A 19404-nucleotide genomic window follows, 5' to 3' on the forward strand; every position below is an offset into this window, starting at 1 on the left:
CAACTGTGTTGCAAAGATGAGTTACACTATTGAACCGAATCAATTACACTTCCACAAGTTAACATCTGTTCCCCATAATATGGGTTACTAATTTCTTTATCTTCACTTATCCAGAATGCCCCTCTATTATTATTTGCCATTGGACATTTTTGAATATATACCTTCGAACTTAGACCTTGTATAGTCTTAACAATCGGCACGAAATTTTGATTCAACACAACAAAATGACTACGCTGAGTTTCAATGTCTTCACTTTCATTAATTGATACCAATATTTTCTTGATTTTGGAAATATGGGCTTGTTCCATTTTACCCAAACCTGAATCAGAAACGGTCTTTAATCCTTCCAAAGTAGCCTTTGAGAAAGTCGAAACCTTTTGAGCATCACTAGCTACAAAGGCATCTTTCATTTTAAGATATGGGATTAAAGCAGATTGAAACGCAATTTGGGATGTCTCTGGTAATTTCATTTTCATTGTTGAACTGCCATTGGTTTCACTTTCCGTGTTCTGTGTTCCTAAATGTCCTTCGTGACCCGTCATAGTTTTTCCACCTGATTTGTTCATCATTGACTTCTTACCCTGCAATTGAGCAGCTGCATCTACCGTGAATGTTCCATTGGTCACTATTTCATCGCCCTCTTGTAATCCAGAAGCAACCATAAATATGTCGCCAACTCGATTACCGAGTGTTACTTCCTGCATTTCAAAAATGGGTTCATTTGGATTGGTTTTTATATAAACCAACGAGCGTTCACCTGTCCACAATACAGCGCTTGCTGGAATGCGAAGTTGTGCCTCTAAACTATTTGATTTGCTTTTGATTTTACCCGTGACAAACATCCCTGGCTTAAAAAGGCCTTTATTATTTTTCAAATTAGCACGCACTACTACTGTTCTCGTCTGGGTATTTAAAACAGGGTCTATAAAGGAAACCGTAGCATCAAATACTTCATTTGGATAGGCATTCGTCGTAATCTGGATTTTTTGACCTTTCTTAAATTCAGAAATCTGATTTTCATAGGCATCGAATTCTGCCCAAACATAATTTAGATTGCTCACTTTTACAATGGGTTGCCCTTGCTTTACGTAGTCGCCTTCAGAAGCCATTTTTTCCGATACTGTACCACTAACGGTAGCGTATATAGGGAAGTTTTCTCTAACTTTTCCAGATTCCTCAATGCTATTAATTTGGCTGTCCGATAGCTTCCAAAGTTTAAGCTTATTACGCACCGCTCTATATAATTCTGGTTGTGATACCTTAAGTGAAGCTGCGGTAATCAATTCTTGTTGAGCCGCTACCAAATTTGGCGCATAAATGGTGGCAAGCAATTGTCCTTTTCTTACTTCCTGGCCTTCAAAATTGATATTGAGACGCTCAATCCTGCCGTCAAAATAACTGGCTTGAATTGCGTTTTCTTCCTCATTCATTTTGATTTTACCTGAAAGGGAAATCATATTCTCGTTGTCTGCAGATGCATTGCCTACAATGGTGGTTTGAACGTTTGCCAATGCCATTGCATTTTTCGTCATTTTTATTTCGTTCATCGCCAAACCATCTGCACTAGATTCTGCTGGAATTAAATCCATACCACATATTGGGCAATCACCTGGTTCTGGTTGCATAATTTGTGGGTGCATAGAGCACGTCCACATTTGTTCAGCACTTTCGCCAGAATGGTCGTGCGTTTCGGTCATATCCGTCTCATCTTTTTCGGTAGAATTACCACCAAAAATGAGCCATCCACCAAGCAGTCCTACTAGGACTGCGATACTGATGTATAAAATGTTTTTATTCATAACTTTTCAATTTTAACTAAGTTTTCTAATCAATCTTTTTGGAACGTAACCTCAAAGCATTGGCAATTACTGAAACAGAACTAAAGCTCATTGCCAAAGCTGCAATCATCGGGGACAGCAGAATTCCAAAAAATGGGTAGAGTAAGCCCGCAGCTATCGGTATGCCCAAAGTATTATAGATGAGTGCGAAAAACAGATTCTGTTTAATGTTCCTCATAACAACGTGACTTAGGTTACGAGCTTTCACTATACCGTGTAAGTCGCCTTTTACTAATGTGAGAGCTGCACTTTCAATGGCTACGTCCGTTCCTGTTCCCATTGCTATACCAACATCGCTTTTTGCCAAAGCAGGTGCATCATTAATACCATCGCCAGCCATTGCAACCACGTTTCCATTTTTCTGAAGTTTTTCCACTTCCCGCAGTTTGTTTTCAGGTAGCATTCCTGCTTTAAAATCGGCAAGATTAAGTTCCTTTGCAACGGCTTGGGCGGTATCGTGATTGTCGCCTGTGAGCATTATCACATCAATATTTTTGTCCTGTAATGCTTTGATAGCCTTGGCACTTGTTTTCTTGATTTTGTCGCCTATAACAACATATCCTACGACTTTTCCTTTGATGGCTATATAGGAAACTGTTTTGCCTTGCTTTTGATACGTCTGCGCATCATTTTCCATAGCTTCTGAAAGCTTCGCATTTGCGAATTCCATCATTTTGGCATTGCCCAGAGACACTTCTTTACCATTGACGTTTCCTTCAACACCTTTACCTGTAACGGCATTAAAACCATCGGTTTTTAGAAATTCTGTCTGTTGTTCTTTCCCGTATTTAACTGTAGCTTCAGCAAGGGGGTGTTCACTTTGGCTGTTTAATGAAACTATGTATTGTAGTACTTCGTTTTCGGTAAAGCCATTATCAAAAGACCCAACTTTTTCGACCGTAGGTTTTCCCTCTGTGATAGTTCCCGTCTTGTCAACAATGAGCGTATCTACCTTGTCCATCTTTTCGAGTGCTTCAGCATTTTTGATAAGCACACCATTTTGCGCACCTTTACCAACGCCTACCATAACAGACATTGGTGTGGCTAATCCCAAAGCACAAGGGCAAGCGATTATTAATACGGCAATGGCATTGACTAAAGCATAGACATAAGCTGGTTCCGGCCCCCATATTGCCCAAACAGCAAAAGTTATCAAGGCAATTATTACCACAACTGGCACGAAATATCCCGAAACCTTATCGGCCAAATTCTGGATTGGCGCACGGCTACGACTAGCATCATTTACCATATGGATAATTTGGGATAATAGCGTGTCCGAACCAACTTTTTCAGCTTTCATTAAAAAGGACTGGTTGCCATTGATTGTTCCGCTACTGACTTTATCTTCTACGGTTTTATTTACGGGAATAGGTTCACCTGTAATCATTGATTCATCAATAGAAGTTTCCCCTTCGATTACAACACCGTCAACAGGAATCTTATCGCCTGGTTTTACTCTTAGAATATCACCCAACTCAATTTCATCGATACTAACTTCTTTTTCTTCACCATCGACAATTTTGATAGCCTTATTAGGTGCTAACTTCAACAGTTCCTTTACCGCAGAATTGGTCTTACTATGAGCACGTGCTTCGAGCAGTTGACCCAATAAGACTAAAGTGAGAATTACGGTAGCTGCTTCAAAATAAACGTGAACAGTACCTGCTTCGGTCTTAAATTGGTCTGGGAAAAAATCGGGTACGAGCATTCCGAATACACTGAATAACCAAGCAACACCAGCACCGATACCAATGAGGGTAAACATATTGAGGTTCCACGTTTTTATACTGCGATACGCACGCTCAAAGAACATCCAAGTGGCGTAAAACACCACAGGTATGGAAAGCACAAACTGAATCCAGTTCCAATACTTCATTTCCAATATATCATATAATGGATTGTTGGTCAGCATTTCGGACATTGCAATTATGAAAATGGGTAATGTAAATGCGACCGCTATCCAGAATTTTTTGAGCAGTTTTATATAGGTCTTTTCCTCTGCGGACAGGTCGGGTTCCATAGGTACTAAATCCATCCCACAAATTGGACAGCTTCCCGGTTCGTCCTTGACGATTTCGGGATGCATCGGGCAAGTGTATTGCGTATTAGAAGCAGTCGATAGATTCATTTCTTCAACCAAATCCATTCCGCAGACTGGACAATCACCTGATTTGTCATAAGTTTTATCCCCCTCGCAATGCATCGGGCAATAGAACGTTCCCGTTCCTTTACCTTTAGGCTTTTCTTTCTCTTTAGCTGACGAGTGATGATGTTCGCCCAGTTTATGAATACTGTATGTATCACCATCTAATTTTAAGGCTTCCTGAAATTTCTCGATGGGAATATGTGATTCCATCTCAATGGTAGCTTCCCCTTTTTCAAGATTGACAACTACCTTAATTACCCCTTCTATATTAGAAAGTGTATTTTCCACGTGGGTTCTGCAACCATTGCAGGTCATTCCGTGTATGTGATAGGTGTGTTTCATTTAAATTCATATTTGTGCCTGACAAGGGAAGGGGATGCTATTAACCATCAACCAAAATTCCCTTCCCACATCAGGACTTTATTATAATTCATCCTTCAAAAGATTCATATAATCGATTAACTCTGTTTTACTATCGTTTGAAAGAATTGCGTCTTTATGTACTAAGGTGTAAGAACCTAATGGCATTTCATTTCCTTCAATCTGACTTATGATTGACCTTAGCTTACTTTTCTTTCGCCTGTTAGAATAGTTACCCCATTCATTAAAATTGAGTTCATCTTTACCATCGTTTATATGATATTGTAAATACCAAGCCATAGGTTGTACTTTATTGTACCAAGGATAACTTGTATTGTTACTATGGCAATCATAACAGGAAGTGCTAACCGTTTTCATTACCGATGCAGGTACTTTGTTTACAACCATAAAATCAGTTTCAGGAACAGTATCACTTTGATTGCGTTCGGTAGGTATAAATTGAATACCCACCAATACAATTACTAAAATCCACGCTATGGTTTTAACTACTCTCAATTAGTTTATTTCTCGCTGTACTTTACCGCATTTCAACATTTTACTACCGTAATATGGATTCCGTACTTCTTCTTTTGTACTTAACCAAGCTGTGCCGCCATCATACATAGGACAGAATTGCTCGTATATCTTTGTATTTGTTCCAGTAATTGTAATCAAATCTGTAACATCTTTGCTTAGAGTTTTAAAATGTTCTCTTTGGTGTTTGATATCACTTTCGCTAATATGTTCAGCGTGTTCGGTGGCATCTTCAATAATGTCCTTCAGTTCCGTTTTTTCACTATCTGAATAATTCGATTCATCAAAAGATTTAAGCGATTGTGCCAACGTATTCCCAAGTGTTTTAGCTTTAGAATTATCATCATTTACCAACGCATCCTTTAAATTGAAATAGTCATTAAGGACTGCGAGGGCTTTTGCATCTTGTTTACCTTGCTTAACTTGTATTTCACTTTGTGTTGAATTTGTAACTTTTTCTTTGTTGCCATCTTTACAAGACGTTGAAGCAAAGGCTGTAAATACTAATGCGCTTGCTATTAATGTTGTTTTAAGTGTTTTCATTGTTATCGTTTTTTTATGTTTATTGACTTATTAAATAATTGATTATCGCAGATTGAGTGTAATACATTTGCACCGATACGATTTGATTAATTTGAAATTTTAGTTGTAATTCTTGAATGTCTAGCACGTCGTTAAAATCTATTGTGCCCGTTTCGTAATTCTTTATCAGTATTTCTTCAGCATCCTTTGCTTGTTTTAAGTTTTTATCTTGAGTATTAAATTTTATACGTGCTTGATTGCGTTGTGATTTTGCTTTTGCGAAAGCAGTTTCTAACGTGTTTAACCGCTCGTTTTTTTGCGATGTTATTTCCTGTTGTCGCAACTTGTTCTGTTTGGAAACAGAACTATACTTATTATTGAAAATGGGAATGGAAAGTGTAACCATTGGCATCACTATATCCTTTCCGTTATCGTTAAAGTTCATCGCTGGTCGCTCTGCAACAGGAACATAGTCTAGCCCAAACCCTAGATTTGGCGCACTTTCCTTTTGATTCAAAAGTTCAGATTGTTCCACGGATTCATAGAGCTTATCATATTTCAGTAGTTCAGGATTGAGCGTCAATCTTTCATTGCTAAAAACAGGGTCTTCAACGGGAATTCTCATTTCTGGAACGACTTCCACGGCAGTACTTTCCTTCCGATTCAACAGGTTATTGAACACAGTTTGTTCGGCTAAATATTCTTCTTGTAAAACTTCCTTTTGTTGTTGCAGTTCGTTTTGACGGATTTGCAAACGCAATACATCCACAGCCGAAGCTTTACCAACTTCAACTGATGTCAATGCCAACCGCTCGTAGGTTTGTAACAATTGGATATTGTCGTCCAGTACATTTTGTTTCGCCGTATTGGCATATAAATTGTAATACGATTGGGCAACTGAAAGTGCCAATTTGCGTTTCGCAATGGCGATTTCTACAAATTCCGTTTCTGCCATTGAACTGGCATAATTTTCCCTTGCTGTAATCGTTCCGAACCAAGGCAACATCTGAGATATTGAAAAACGTGCACGTTGCGCACCCGTTCTGGTTTCTGGTTCGCTTACAAAATAGCCTGCGCTTATTTTGGTGTTTGGCAATGTATTGACCTCGTTTACCTTTTCACGGGCAATATTATACCGGAATTCATACGCTTGGATAACTGGATTGTTCGCCTCTGCTTCTTGAATATAGGATTGCAAATCTTGCGCTTTCGCGAAAGCGGAAACAAGCAAAAGGGATACTATAATTATTATATTTTTCATTTGCTCGCTCGTTTTAATTGGAATTCTTTTTTCATACTGAATAGCACGGGAACAACAAACAGCGTAATCAATGCTATTAGCATCCCACCAAAACTTGGTATGGCCATAGGTATCATTATATCGCTTCCTCGACCCGTCGATGTCAAAATCGGTAATAGGGCGAGTATCGTTGTTGCTGTTGTCATCAAACAAGGACGAATTCGCTTTTCGCCAGCTTCGACTATCGAATCACGAATTTCATTTTTGTTTTCCGGTGTATTGCGGTCAAATGTTTGTGTGAGGTAGGTCGCCATCACAACACCATCATCGGTAGCAATACCGAACAGCGCAATGAACCCAACCCAAACCGCTACACTTAGATTTATAGTATGCATCTGAAATAAATCCCGTAGGTTCTCACCAAAGAAATTGAAGTTTAAGAACCAATCTTGACCATAGAACCATATCATTAGAAAACCACCTGCAAAAGCAACGGCAATTCCAGTAAACACCATTAGCGAAGTAGCTACGGAACGGAACTGGAAATAAAGAATCAAAAAGATAATTATTAGTGCCAATGGAACAACCACGGACAATGTTTTCTCTGCACGTAATTGGTTCTCATACGTTCCCGTAAACTGATAGTTAATACCTTTTGGGACAGTTAATTCACCACTATCGATTTTCTCTTTAATCAACGTTTGGGCATTTTCTACCACGTCCACTTCTGCAAAACCGTCCAGTTTATCAAAGAGAACATAACCCACTAAAAAGGTGTCCTCACTTTTTATGACCTGTGGTCCTTGTTCGTAACGAATATCCACCAACTCACCCAGAGGAACAGGATTTCCTTTTTCTACGGGGACATAAATATTCTTTAAGTCCGTAGGGTTTTCTCTTAGTTCACGAGGATAGCGCACACGTACTGCGTAGCGTTCCCGACCTTCAACAGTTTGAGTAAGCGGCATTCCACCGACGGCCACTTGCAAGATTTCCTGGACCTTCATTATTGATATGCCATACCGTGCAAGTTGTTCTCTATCAATATCAATAAGTAAATAAGGTTTTCCGACAATACGGTCGGCGAATACGGCTTGCTCTTTCACACCCTCTGCCTGTTTAAGAATGGCTTCGAGTTGCAATCCGAAATTCTCGATTTCACGCAAGTCCTGACCTTTTACCTTAATGCCCATAGGTGCACGCATACCCGTTTGCAACATTACCAATCGGGTTTCGATAGGTTGCAATTTGGGTGCAGATGTAATGCCAGGCAGCTTTGTAACCCGAACGATTTCATTCCAAATATCATCTGGACTTTCAATTTCTGGACGCCAATTTCGATAGTACTCGCCATCATCGTCAATAATCAATTCATTCCTTGTAACCGTAGTTTGTAGCTGTGATGCTTCATAGTTTGCATTATTCTCAACTTCATTGTTAGGGTTGATGACCAGCTTGTCATTTGTTAAAACAAAAAGGCCATCATCGTTGACTTTGTACCGTTCTCGTTTTCCTTCTGAACCCATCATATATTCAGACTTATACTGAATAAGATTTTCGTACATCGAGAGCGGTGCAGGGTCAAGTGCGGATTCGGTTCTTCCAGATTTACCAACCACCGTTTTTATTTCGGGGATAGTGGCGACCGCCATATCCAATTGCTGTAAAATTCTCTTGTTTTCTTCGACCCCAGCGTGCGGTAAAGATGTTGGCATCAACAGGAATGAACCCTCATTTAGTGAGGGCATAAATTCCTTACCTGTGTTCTGCATTATGAGAACGCCGAAAACTATTATAGTTGTTGGCACGGAAAGGAAGAGAAACTTATTGCGTAAAGCCCATCTTAAGATTCTTGTGTAATATCTGCGGAACACCCAAAATGTACCTAGCAGTCCGAAACAAACAACACTTACAAAAATGAGGTTCATTACAATGCTTCGGTCAAAACCTAATGGTCGCCAGTATTCAGCCAATAAAAAAACAATGGCTAAGGATGAAATGATGATGTTGACCAGATTAGCTTTCTTTTCGGTCAGCTTTCCTTGCAGTCCAGCAATTCCCGAAGCACCAAAGGCAACCAATATAAGACCTAACCAGTAGCCATATATCATTGCTATTATTCCCGCAACAATCAAAGAAATATTAAGGATGTATTTGAATGGATTTTTGAGGCTTTTCTTTCCGAATAAAAAGGCTGCAAATGGTGGGATTAAAAATAGTGCAACTATAATAGATGCCGTAAGTGCCATTGTTTTTGTGAAAGCTAATGGATGGAATAATTTTCCTTCAGCACCTACCATCGTAAAGACGGGGACAAAGCTAATAATGGTGGTTAGTACAGCTGTAAGAATTGCACCTGATACTTCTGCGGTAGCATTGTAAACCACGGTATTTATAGGCAGTTTGTTTCCTTCGGTATCGGTGTTTTCCATATCCAAATGCCTAATAATATTTTCGGAAAGGATTACACCCACATCAACCATAGTACCTATGGCAATTGCTATTCCAGAAAGTGCTACGATGTTTGCATCTACATTGAAAAGTTTCATTGTTATAAAAACCATCAGTACCGCAACGGGTAACAGCCCAGAAATTAAGATGGACGCTCTAAGGTTAAAGACCATTATGATGATTACAAGAATGGTAATCAGAATTTCTAGGGTTAGCGCCTCGTTTAGCGTACCTAAAGTTTCTTGAATAAGTTCGGTACGGTCATAAAACGGAACTATGGTAACTTGTGAAGTGCGACCATCAGCCAATTCTTTAGACGGTAGTCCAGCACTTAAACCATTGATTTGGTCTTTTACATTGTTAATGACTTCCATAGGGTTTGCACCATATCTAGCCACGACCACACCGCCGACAACTTCCGCACCCTCTTTATCTAGGATACCACGTCTAGTAGCAGGTCCTAAATGGACTTTGCCAACATCTTTTATCCTGATAGAAGTGAAATCTTTAGAGGTAACAACGGCATTTTCGATATCCGTAATGGACTTTACATAGCCCAATCCACGGACAAGATATTCGGCCTGATTCATTTCCAAAGTCTGGGCACCGATGTCTTGATTGCTATGTTTAACAGCCTTTACAATATCAGTCAAACTAATGTTATACTGGCGCATCAATTCGGGATTTACGTCTACTTGATATTCCTGAACATAACCACCAATAGAGGCAACTTCTGAAACACCGCTTGCCGATGACAGCGCATATTTCACATAGTAATCTTGAATGCTACGAAGTTCCTGTAAGTCCCATCCGCCTGTGACGTTACCATCTTTATCACGACCTTCTAGTGTGTACCAGAAAATCTGACCCAATCCCGTAGCATCAGGCCCTAACGCTGGGTTTATACCATCAGGCAATAGGCCACTTGGTAGTGAGTTGAGTTTTTCAAGAATTCTACTTCGCGACCAATAAAACTCTATATCCTCTTCAAAAATTATATAGATGCTCGAAAATCCGAACATCGAGGAACTTCTAATAGTTTTTACCCCTGGTATTCCCAACAGAGAAGTAGTAAGCGGATAGGTAATTTGGTCTTCAATATCCTGTGGGGAACGCCCTTGCCATTTGGTAAAGACGATTTGCTGATTTTCACCAATATCGGGTATGGCATCTACGGCCACGGGGTTACTTGGTAGAATACCAGTTTCCCAACCAAAAGGTGCATTAACAATACCCCAACCCACAAATAGAGCGAGCATCAGTACGGCAACGAGTTTATTTTCGATTAAAAATTTTATGCTTTTATTGAGCATATAGAATGATAATTAGACAGTTATACAAAAGGTGGTTTGATGTGATTCTGAAAAAAGAACACAACGAAACGAGCCCAAAACGGAAATACCGCAGGGCGAATAGTTTACTGTCTAAAAATCAAATTAAATATGTCTCGTAAAGAGTTTGAATGTCCCGTTCGACAAAGGGGGGCGAATAATGCTTAAAAGGAACGATATTTTCATCCAGACCTTCAAAACGATTTATGTAAGTGTAGAAAAATGTGGCAACAAAAGTTTGCTGCTCAAAAGTTAGTTTATCAAATGAAGTTTTTAATTCGTCGTTACCTTCTTTTACAATCTGTTGGTCAGTACAACAATCTTTTTCAGTCATTATGGGATTTTCACAACTTTTAGTAGGTTGTGCTTTTTCCATACCACAACTTTCTGCTTTAGTAAATACCGAAAAGTCAACTAAAGAATCCCCACAATAATGCATATCAACCGTGAATGACATCGTAGTAAACAATACTACAAAAGCCATCAAAACGGATAATATTTTATGGAAAATCTGCTTCATTATTGTGCAAAGGTACAAAAATTTAACAATTTTTATTAGGATTAACAGAACTTTAATTTCGCTTGAACCCCCTTTTTAACCTCTGATTAGCTATTCTAGCAAGGGTATTTTGATTCAATAATAGTAGTCAAACAAAGAGTAAATCGAAAAATTATAATTAAAAATTCACCACACTATCCAAAGCATCATCGGCATCTTTATGGATGAAGTTGGCTTGGTAACGTATGGTAGTTGTCACCGAAGAATGGCGATATAATTTTTGTAGCATTTGAATCGGGATTTTATCCCCAGATATATTTCCAAAACTATGCCTTGCGATGTGCATACTTATATTTTTCTTTATACCTAACTTTTTGGCAGCAATCTTTAGTCTTCTATTTAGATTCCTTGTAATTGATTGCGTTCTTTTTGATACTTCTTCTGTATCATTAAGATTCACACCGCTTAACTGCGGAAATATTAGACCATTATTGTCCGAATCGTTCTTGTAAGTTTCAAATATTTCAATCGCCTTTTCGGGTATTTTAAGAGAAACAAGCTTGCTGTTTTTGTTCATACGATATAGTAATCTACCATCATTAAAATCAGACCATTTTAACTGTAAAACATCACCGACGCGAATGCCTGCAAAATAAAAACTGACAAGCCAAATATGAATTGCTTTCTGTTGTGCTTCGGTTATATCTTTTGCATTTTCGAGCTTTTGGATTTCCTCAGCAGTAAAACCAATCTTTTGAGATTCTGGAATTCTTATGGTCATTTTACCTTTTCCAAAAGGATATAAACCTCTGTCAGTAATAGATTCAGAAATAGCTAAATTGTAAATGGTTCGTATAAGAATCAGATAATTTACAACCGTTCTGGGCGATAGGTTTTTATGATGTAATAAGTATGTTTCAAACTTTTTTAGGATTGCAACGTTGAGCTCATTAAAAGGAAGTGACTCTTTACCTAAAAATTCTTTAAGCTTTTTTAATCGACCAAATTCAGTATCGTATTGATGATGTTTATTTCTATTTTTAAGATTTTGAAGATGCATATCTGCAACCGAAAAAAAATCAAAACCTTTCTTTTCAATAATTTTATTTCTAATTTCTGATACTGTTTGATATTCTGGTTTCATTTCAGATTTCAGAACCTTATCATTTGCTTCAGCAACTTTAGTAGTGATGAAATTATTTAGAACTTTCGCATTAGGATGGGATTTCCTGATATTACGATTTTTTTCATCCCAAAATTTTTCATCGATATACTGACCCGTGTTTAAGAAAGTACTTTTGCGGTCTTTTGTAATTCGAATAGCAATAGGGAACTGTCCAGCTCTATTCTTTTTTCTTCTTATAACTGCTCTTATTGTTGCCATATTGAAATTAATAAAATAAATCAGGTTATAAAGATAATCATTTTGGGTACAACATAGGTACAACATTTGTTGATTTTGTTTGATATCATTTGATGCTAAATCATATTGAATGTTAATTAAATCATTGTATATCAGTATATTTGTATTACTTTAACACATAAGTATCAAAAACTCATAACCCGAAGGTCGCTGGTTCGAGTCCAGTCCCCGCTACAAAGAAAGCCGCTAACAAGACTTAGCGGCTTTTTCTTTATATAAAAGGGAAGTTTGCTTCAACTATGAAGTAAAGAAAAAGACAAAACTAAGCAAGGTATAGTGGAAGGCTTTTTTGTAAAGCCCCCTCGAGGCCAGTTCTGAGAAAACACAAGTAAGCATTTTAGTCTCCGCTGTAAATAAATCCTATAATACGGATGACATACTCGTCAAATAATTGAACAAAATTTAATGAAGACTTAGAAATTTCTTATATTCAATGGATTCTGTGAAGACGGCCAGCTTCTTATCACAAACCCATCAAACAGTTTTAAAATAAATCTCAACATGAATCTGCTTATTTTTCTTCTTGCATTCATCTTTTGCAGTCATTTATATGCTCAGGAAGAAAGAAATAAGGGAGCCTCTTTTGTACGAGTATATGACCTAAATGGAACAAAACTATCCAAAGGAAGAATCCTCCAACTGACAGACTCTTCTATGGTTATTGTTACCAAAGACAATTCGTTAACGATTAAAGTTTCGAAGATTGGTTCCATAAAAACCAAGCGATCTGCGGGGCATAATATCCTCGTGGGTGCCACTATAGGAGTTGGAACAGGCGCTATTTTGGGGTTGGCTTCAGGAGGTGAAAATGAATGGTGGGGGAAGGGGGAAGGCGCAGGTGGTTTTGGACTAGCCTTCGGTCTAATGGGCGCTGGAATAGGGGCAATAACTGCGATTTTTAAAAATGATATATTATATCCCATAGCAGGAAATCTTTCTAATTGGAAGGCCTTTAAAGAAGCGTTTGAAGCAGAAGCAATAGAGAAATAACTCACGAATGCTAAAGATACAAACACGTAGTGCTTCATAAAGAAAAACGAAACTTATGAAAAAAGGATAGCCGTAAACCAACCAAAGCAGGTAGTAAACAAATAGAATTATGAAAGAAATAAACAACCGATTAACTTTTCTCGCTACACTTTTTGTGTTGACCTTTGGATTTCAAAGTTGCGAACAAAAACAAAATGAAGAAACTAAAGGAATGGAAAAAGAAATAGTTGCTGAATCCGTAAAACCTGAATATTTTCTATTGCGTCCAGAAGTAGAAAAAGCATACGGATATTCACACGCCGTGAAAATTGGGAATAGCATTAAGATTTCTGGAGCAGTAAGTATGGACCACAAAGGAAATCCAACTGCTGTTGGCGATATAGAACAGCAGATAAAAAACTGTTATGCTGATTTGGAAAAAATATTAAAACACTTTGGTTGCACATTTGACAATGTTGTAAAAGAAGATATTTTCACAACTGATATGGCACAAATGCTTGAAAAATCAGCATATCGCACTGAAATTTATAAAAATGGATTTCCAACTGGTTCTTGGCTTGAAGTAAAAGGATTGGCATTACCTGAATTTATGGTTGAAATAGAACTTGAAGTACACAAATCTCAATAAAAGTACTTACGAAATTCGAACAAAATTCAGTGATGCAATTCTTTTTTTGTTTTTCTTTATCATTTAACAACTACTAATAGTTCAGACCGTTGCGTGCAATTTGAAACTAATGAATATTGAAAGAATAATCCAAGAAGTTTACCAAAAAATTAAAGGCGTTGACAATAAAGGAAAAATAGCAACTTACATTCCTGAATTGAGTAAGGCCGATCCAAATAAGTTTGGAGTACATATTTCAACAATTAGTCAGATGAATTTCGGTGTTGGAAATTACAAAGACAAATTCTCAATTCAGAGTATGGCAAAAGTACTTTCTTTAAGCCTAGCGTACCGCATCCTTGGTGATAAATTATGGGAAAGGGTTGGAGTAGAGCCTTCTGGAACAGCTTTTAATTCTCTTGTTCAACTAGAAGCAGACAAGGGCATACCAAGGAATCCGTTCTTAAATGCCGGAGCCATTGTAATATCAGATATCCTTCTAACACATTTAGAAAACCCGAAAAATGATTTCTTAGATTTTGTACAAAGTTTATCCTACAATAGCGGAATATCGTATTCAAATCGCATAGCTCAATCAGAAAAAAAAGTGGGATATAGAAATGTGGCACTATGCAATTTCATTAAATCATTTGATCGAATTGAAAACGAACCCACTGATGTACTTGATTTCTATTATGATCTATGTTCTCTTGAGATGAACTGTAAAGAATTATCAGAATTATTCTTATTCTTAGCCAATAATGGCAACGAAATTCATAGCAATAAATCTATCCTCAGTGAAAGTCAATCAAAAAGAATAAACGCACTCATGCAAACCTGTGGTTTTTATGACGAATCTGGAGAGTTTACTTTTAAAGTTGGCCTTCCTGGAAAGAGCGGAGTTGGTGGAGGAATAATTGCTATCCATCCAGACAAATATGCAATTGCCGTTTGGAGTCCGAAATTAAATAAGAAAGGAAATTCGTATAGAGGGATGAAATTTTTAGAAGAATTCACGACTAGATCCGAATTATCAATATTTTAAATAATTCATACAACAATGTTTAACGGTAATTACAGCCTGCTGATAGCTTTTGGGATATCTACATCAGCCCCCCTTTCTATGGTATGACGGGTACTAGGGATTGCTGGAGGCTATTAAGTCGAAAGTTTATGTTTATTAATCCGTAACTAAGGGTAATAAGGTTAACACCAATTAGAAACAGACAAAAAAGAATGATAGAAATAGAAACATATATTGTTGATTCATTTACTGACCAACCATTTAAAGGAAATCCAGCAGGTGTTTGTTTATTAAATAATGAACTGTCCGATGCAGAAATGCTCTTAATTGCAAAAGAAATGGGACTATCGGAAACGGCGTTTATTAGAGAAATAAATGAAAATAATGACTATCCGATAAGATTTTTTTCGCCAATAATGGAAATCCCATTATGCGGACACGCTACTCTTGCTTCATCAAAAGTTCTTTTTGAAAAAAGCGGACATAATTCAATCAGTTTTGTAACCAAACAGAACTTGAGATTACCAATTTTGTGTAATAAGGAATTCATAAAAATGAGATTTCCAATATATGAGACTATCCCTAAAGAAGTCCCTTTTGCTTTGCTTAAGGCTCTTGGAATTGAGGAAACAAATAATAGCGTTTACAATGCTGAAACCAAAATATTGTTACTCGAAATCCAAAGTGCTGAATTGTTGAAAAAACTTACACCTGATTTTGACAAATTAAAAAAGTCACATAAAGGTATTAATGGAGTTCTGGTAACTGCACTTTCAACAAAGGTAGATTTTGACTTTGAGTCAAGATATTTTTGGCCATGGAGTGGAACCAATGAAGACCCTGTAACAGGAGGAACACATACCTTTTTGGCAAAATATTGGGGTAAGAAATTAAATAAATCAAAGATGAATTCTTTTCAATGTTCCGAAAGAACTGGATTTATGGAAGTTGAATTATTGAATAAAAAGGATATGACGATAAAAAGTAAAGCTCAGATTGTTTTGCAAGGAATGCTGAGAATTTAAGTAGTAATAACACAGAAATAGTATGAGGCTTTAAGCATTAAACTGACAGCAGTAATATATAACAGAGATTAATGCAAAATGGAAAGGTATATGCGTAGAAATCAGACGAATCACAAACAATACCGTTAGCCATTGCTTAATGGAACGCTCTACACCAATGAACAATATAGAAATAAGACTAGCGAAAAAAGAAGATGCTCCATTTATTGCTCTTCTTGGGAGAATTACTTTTAGGGAAACTTTTGGACATCTATTTAGGGATAAACAAGATTTACTCTACTATTCCCGTTCAACATTTTCAGTAGCTAAAATTGAAAATGGAATTAAGAAACCAAACAATGTCTTCTGGATAGCATTTGTAAACCGACTACCTGTAGGATATGCTAAATTAAAATTAAATTCTAAATCCGAATTTATCGAATCAAAGAGTATTTGCCAACTGCAGAAAATCTATGTTTTAAAAGACTTTTTATCCATGAAAATAGGACTTGAATTGCAAAATATTCTCTTAAAAAAAGCAAAGGAATTAGAGTATAATATTCTATGGCTTTCGGTACTTAACAGCAACGAGAGAGCAATAAATTTTTATAAAAAAAACGGATTTGAAATAATAGGAAATCACGATTTTGAAATTGGAAAAGAACATTTTAAATTCTTTGCAATGAAAAGAAAAATATAAAATCAATGCTGATAATGGAGCTTTACCTCCACCCTATTATAAAAAATTATAACTTTAAACAGCTTGACTTCTAATCTGAAAAATTCTATCGGTTTATCGCTGCGAAATTAAAGCCAACACCTGTACAAAAAAATAGAATACTATGAGAATCATCTATCTAATGACCACAGTCATTTTACTATTGTTTTTCAAACAACAATCCGCTGACACTATAAAAACTGATTTAACTTCTCTAGATAAAAAACTAACCAAGAAAGGCTTTTCAGGGGTAATACTAATCGCTAGAAATGACAGTATCTTATTTAACAAAGCATATGGACGAAACGACTTAAATACCGTCTTTGATATTTGTTCCCTCACTAAACAGTTTACTGCTGCCGGAATAATGAAATTATCAATGCAAAATAAAATTTCTCTTAATGACAGCTTATCACAATACTTTATTACCGTTCCTGAGGACAAAAAAAACATAACCATTCATCAATTACTCACACATTCTTCTGGATTAATAGACATTGTGGGAAATGATTATGATACGATTACAGAAGAAGAGTTTCTAAACAAAGTTTTTAGTACAGAACTAATAAGTCCCATTGGAACAGAATACCATTATTCTAATGCAGGGTATAGCTTACTTAGTTTGATAATTGAAAAAGCGAGTGGAATGGGCTTTGAGAGCTATCTAAATTTAGAAATTTTTAAGCCGTCCCAAATGAACCATACCGGCTATGTAATTCCAAATTGGAATACGAATGAAATTGCCATGGGTTATTTAAATGGCACTGAATCAATAAAGCCAAATGAAGAGAATTGGAACGAACAAGGGCCATATTTAAATCTCAAAGGAAATGGAGGTGTTTTATCAAGAGCAAATGACTTGTTATTGTGGAGTAAAGCCATAAATAATAATTTGGTGCTCGATGAAAAATCAACATCTAAATATCTATATCCTCATATTTTGGAATACAAGGATGGAAATTCGTATTATGGATATGGCTGGGTTATTGAAAATAATGAGTCAGAAGATAAATTAGTAATGCATAATGGCGGAAGTGCAACCTTTGCATCAGATATGTGGATTTACCCTAAGAAAGGAATTACAATAATTGTACTTTGTAATAAGCCAGAAGATTATGTCTATTCACTAACAAGAAAAATATCAAATATTCTATTGACCAATTAAAATCCATCTAAACCCAAAAGTTTGTGTTTATATACTAAGAAGGTCATTTTTCATCACGACAAACCGTTAACCAATGATAAAATTCTTTCGAAAAATTCGCCAGAGCTTACTCTCTGAAAATAAGTTTAGCAAGTATCTTATTTATGCCGTCGGAGAAATTGTACTTGTGGTTATTGGCATTTTGATAGCACTTCAAATTAATAACTGGAATGGAAACAAAGCGGCACAGGCAAGAATTGATAGTAGAATAATAAATCTTACTAAAGATATTGAGTCTGACATTACAGAAATGGATGAAATTCTTCAGGTGGCTAAAGACCGAATTATTGTTGTTAAGTCGATTTTAGAAGGTTCAAATCGCTTGGGCAGTTTTGGAATTTCAGAGGGTTCAACTAGCCTAAGCAATTTTGAAGCTTTTAAAGAGCCAACTTTTGAATCCACTCTAGAAAATTATGAAAATCCCAATAGTAAATTGTCCCTTTTGAGAACTCTAGATGGTAATGGTCCTACCTACAATGAGCTAATAAATTCTGGAGAATTTCATCTAATCAAAGATCGACTCCTTGCCAAAAAAATACAAAACTATTATTTTAACATTGCTGAGACGAAAGACAGAGAAAGTATAAACAATAAACCGTCGAACGTTGATATTTATAAATCAAAAAATAGGCTTGGATTAGGAACCCATTCTAAAGAAGGCACTATGGAGAAATTAATTGAAATGGCGAAAAATGATCATCAGTTTGGCGCTGAATTAGAACACAGGTATATAATGGACGTGGCCCAATATAATAACACCTTAAAACTTAAACTACAAGCGCTGGATTTAAGAGAGGCCATTAAATCAACCGAGAGATAAAGAAAAGCCACATTGCTTTTACTTCAAGGCCGACATAATTTCGATGAAAGAAGCTAAACCTTAATATAAAGAAGCCCTTGTAAAATAGGACGGTTAAACTATTTTAACTGGGAGTGAGAAAGATTCTTATAAACCAAGTAAAGGCACACTCCGTGAAAAACAAATTAATCAATTGGATTAGACCAAATTACTCTTCTGGCGGCGTACTTTCCATAAAATAAAAAGCAAACAACTTAGGGAGTTTTTCGGACAATTGATTGGAAAACGGAAATAACTCGCCTTACAGACAGGATGCATCAGAATGCGTTAATAGCCATGGCAGAACCAGGTCCCCCATACTACCGTCAATATTGAATGTCAGATAGTCTCAGGAACCTTAGATGCTTAATCATATCCCATATATCTTATTGGTTAATTTCCTGAACAATTTGTAATGGGAATGAATAATACAGAATTTGAAAAACGACTTAATTCCTATCCAGACAAAAATATGGAGTTCATAACACTATTACGTACGTAATATTTGGAAAGAACCCCGCCTTTTTGAAGAGAGCTATAAAAAGGAATTATGGAAAAATACGGTATCACATGCTATCCTATAGGTCTTTTTGATGCTATTCAAGCCAAAATTCGCGGCCGTTTGCAGTATTACTAAAATTGAAGCCATAGGAATCCTAATTTAATAGACCTGAA

Annotated in this window: 15 protein-coding genes; 7 read left to right on the forward strand and 8 right to left on the reverse strand. The window is 36.7% G+C overall.

All coding sequences use genetic code 11. The features are described 5' to 3' along the window. Window positions 1–26: 26 nt before the first annotated feature. The 8 genes from PXG98_RS00385 to PXG98_RS00420 all read right to left on the reverse strand — a co-directional run bounded on the left by PXG98_RS00385 (window position 27) and on the right by PXG98_RS00420 (window position 12305). On the reverse strand, window positions 27–1799 hold the full coding sequence (locus PXG98_RS00385; RefSeq protein WP_276388299.1) for an efflux RND transporter periplasmic adaptor subunit: 1773 nt from the start codon (window positions 1797–1799) through the stop codon (window positions 27–29). 25 nt (window positions 1800–1824) lie between these two features. Beyond that, window positions 1825–4326 (reverse strand): heavy metal translocating P-type ATPase, encoded by a 2502-nt coding sequence (locus PXG98_RS00390; RefSeq protein ID WP_276388300.1) that lies wholly within the window; start codon window positions 4324–4326, stop codon window positions 1825–1827. Window positions 4327–4407: 81 nt separating this feature from the next. Then, a complete protein-coding gene (locus PXG98_RS00395) occupies window positions 4408–4860 on the reverse strand; it encodes a heme-binding domain-containing protein (protein WP_276388301.1) in 453 nt (150 codons plus the stop codon). After that, entirely contained in the window at window positions 4861–5421 is a 561-nt protein-coding gene (locus tag PXG98_RS00400; RefSeq protein WP_276388302.1) for a DUF3347 domain-containing protein, read from the reverse strand. 19 nt (window positions 5422–5440) lie between these two features. Beyond that, window positions 5441–6661, reverse strand: coding sequence for a TolC family protein (locus tag PXG98_RS00405; protein ID WP_276388303.1), 1221 nt, complete (start codon window positions 6659–6661; stop codon window positions 5441–5443). Further along, window positions 6658–10404, reverse strand: coding sequence for an efflux RND transporter permease subunit (locus PXG98_RS00410; RefSeq protein ID WP_276388304.1), 3747 nt, complete (start codon window positions 10402–10404; stop codon window positions 6658–6660). Before PXG98_RS00410 ends, PXG98_RS00405 begins: the two co-directional genes overlap by 4 nt. Window positions 10405–10522: 118 nt before the next feature. Then, window positions 10523–10942 carry an HYC_CC_PP family protein gene (locus PXG98_RS00415; protein ID WP_276388305.1) on the reverse strand — a complete coding sequence of 140 codons (420 nt, stop codon included), beginning with the start codon at window positions 10940–10942 and terminating at the stop codon, window positions 10523–10525. A gap of 157 nt (window positions 10943–11099) precedes the next feature. Next, window positions 11100–12305, reverse strand: a complete 1206-nt coding sequence (locus PXG98_RS00420) for a site-specific integrase (protein ID WP_276388306.1) — start codon at window positions 12303–12305, stop codon at window positions 11100–11102. Between the two features lie 540 nt (window positions 12306–12845). Between PXG98_RS00420 and PXG98_RS00425 the strand changes: the two genes are divergently transcribed. The 7 genes from PXG98_RS00425 to PXG98_RS00455 all read left to right on the forward strand — a co-directional run bounded on the left by PXG98_RS00425 (window position 12846) and on the right by PXG98_RS00455 (window position 18711). Beyond that, window positions 12846–13334 carry a hypothetical protein gene (locus PXG98_RS00425; RefSeq protein WP_276388307.1) on the forward strand — a complete coding sequence of 163 codons (489 nt, stop codon included), beginning with the start codon at window positions 12846–12848 and terminating at the stop codon, window positions 13332–13334. A gap of 109 nt (window positions 13335–13443) precedes the next feature. After that, a complete protein-coding gene (locus PXG98_RS00430) occupies window positions 13444–13962 on the forward strand; it encodes a RidA family protein (RefSeq protein ID WP_276388309.1) in 519 nt (172 codons plus the stop codon). 109 nt (window positions 13963–14071) lie between these two features. After that, complete coding sequence (locus PXG98_RS00435) at window positions 14072–14986, forward strand: glutaminase (RefSeq protein ID WP_276388311.1); 915 nt, start codon at window positions 14072–14074, stop codon at window positions 14984–14986. Window positions 14987–15177: 191 nt separating this feature from the next. Beyond that, on the forward strand, window positions 15178–15990 hold the full coding sequence (locus PXG98_RS00440; protein WP_276388312.1) for a PhzF family phenazine biosynthesis protein: 813 nt from the start codon (window positions 15178–15180) through the stop codon (window positions 15988–15990). Window positions 15991–16147: 157 nt separating this feature from the next. After that, on the forward strand, window positions 16148–16669 hold the full coding sequence (locus PXG98_RS00445) for a GNAT family N-acetyltransferase (RefSeq protein ID WP_276388313.1): 522 nt from the start codon (window positions 16148–16150) through the stop codon (window positions 16667–16669). A gap of 142 nt (window positions 16670–16811) precedes the next feature. Next, window positions 16812–17852, forward strand: a complete 1041-nt coding sequence (locus PXG98_RS00450; protein ID WP_276388314.1) for a serine hydrolase domain-containing protein — start codon at window positions 16812–16814, stop codon at window positions 17850–17852. A 73-nt stretch (window positions 17853–17925) separates the two neighbouring features. Beyond that, entirely contained in the window at window positions 17926–18711 is a 786-nt protein-coding gene (locus PXG98_RS00455; protein ID WP_276388315.1) for a DUF6090 family protein, read from the forward strand. The last annotated feature ends 693 nt before the right edge of the window (window positions 18712–19404 follow it).

The sequence above is a fragment of the Eudoraea chungangensis genome, from assembly GCF_029360665.1.
In the GTDB taxonomy this organism is placed as follows: domain Bacteria; phylum Bacteroidota; class Bacteroidia; order Flavobacteriales; family Flavobacteriaceae; genus Eudoraea; species Eudoraea chungangensis.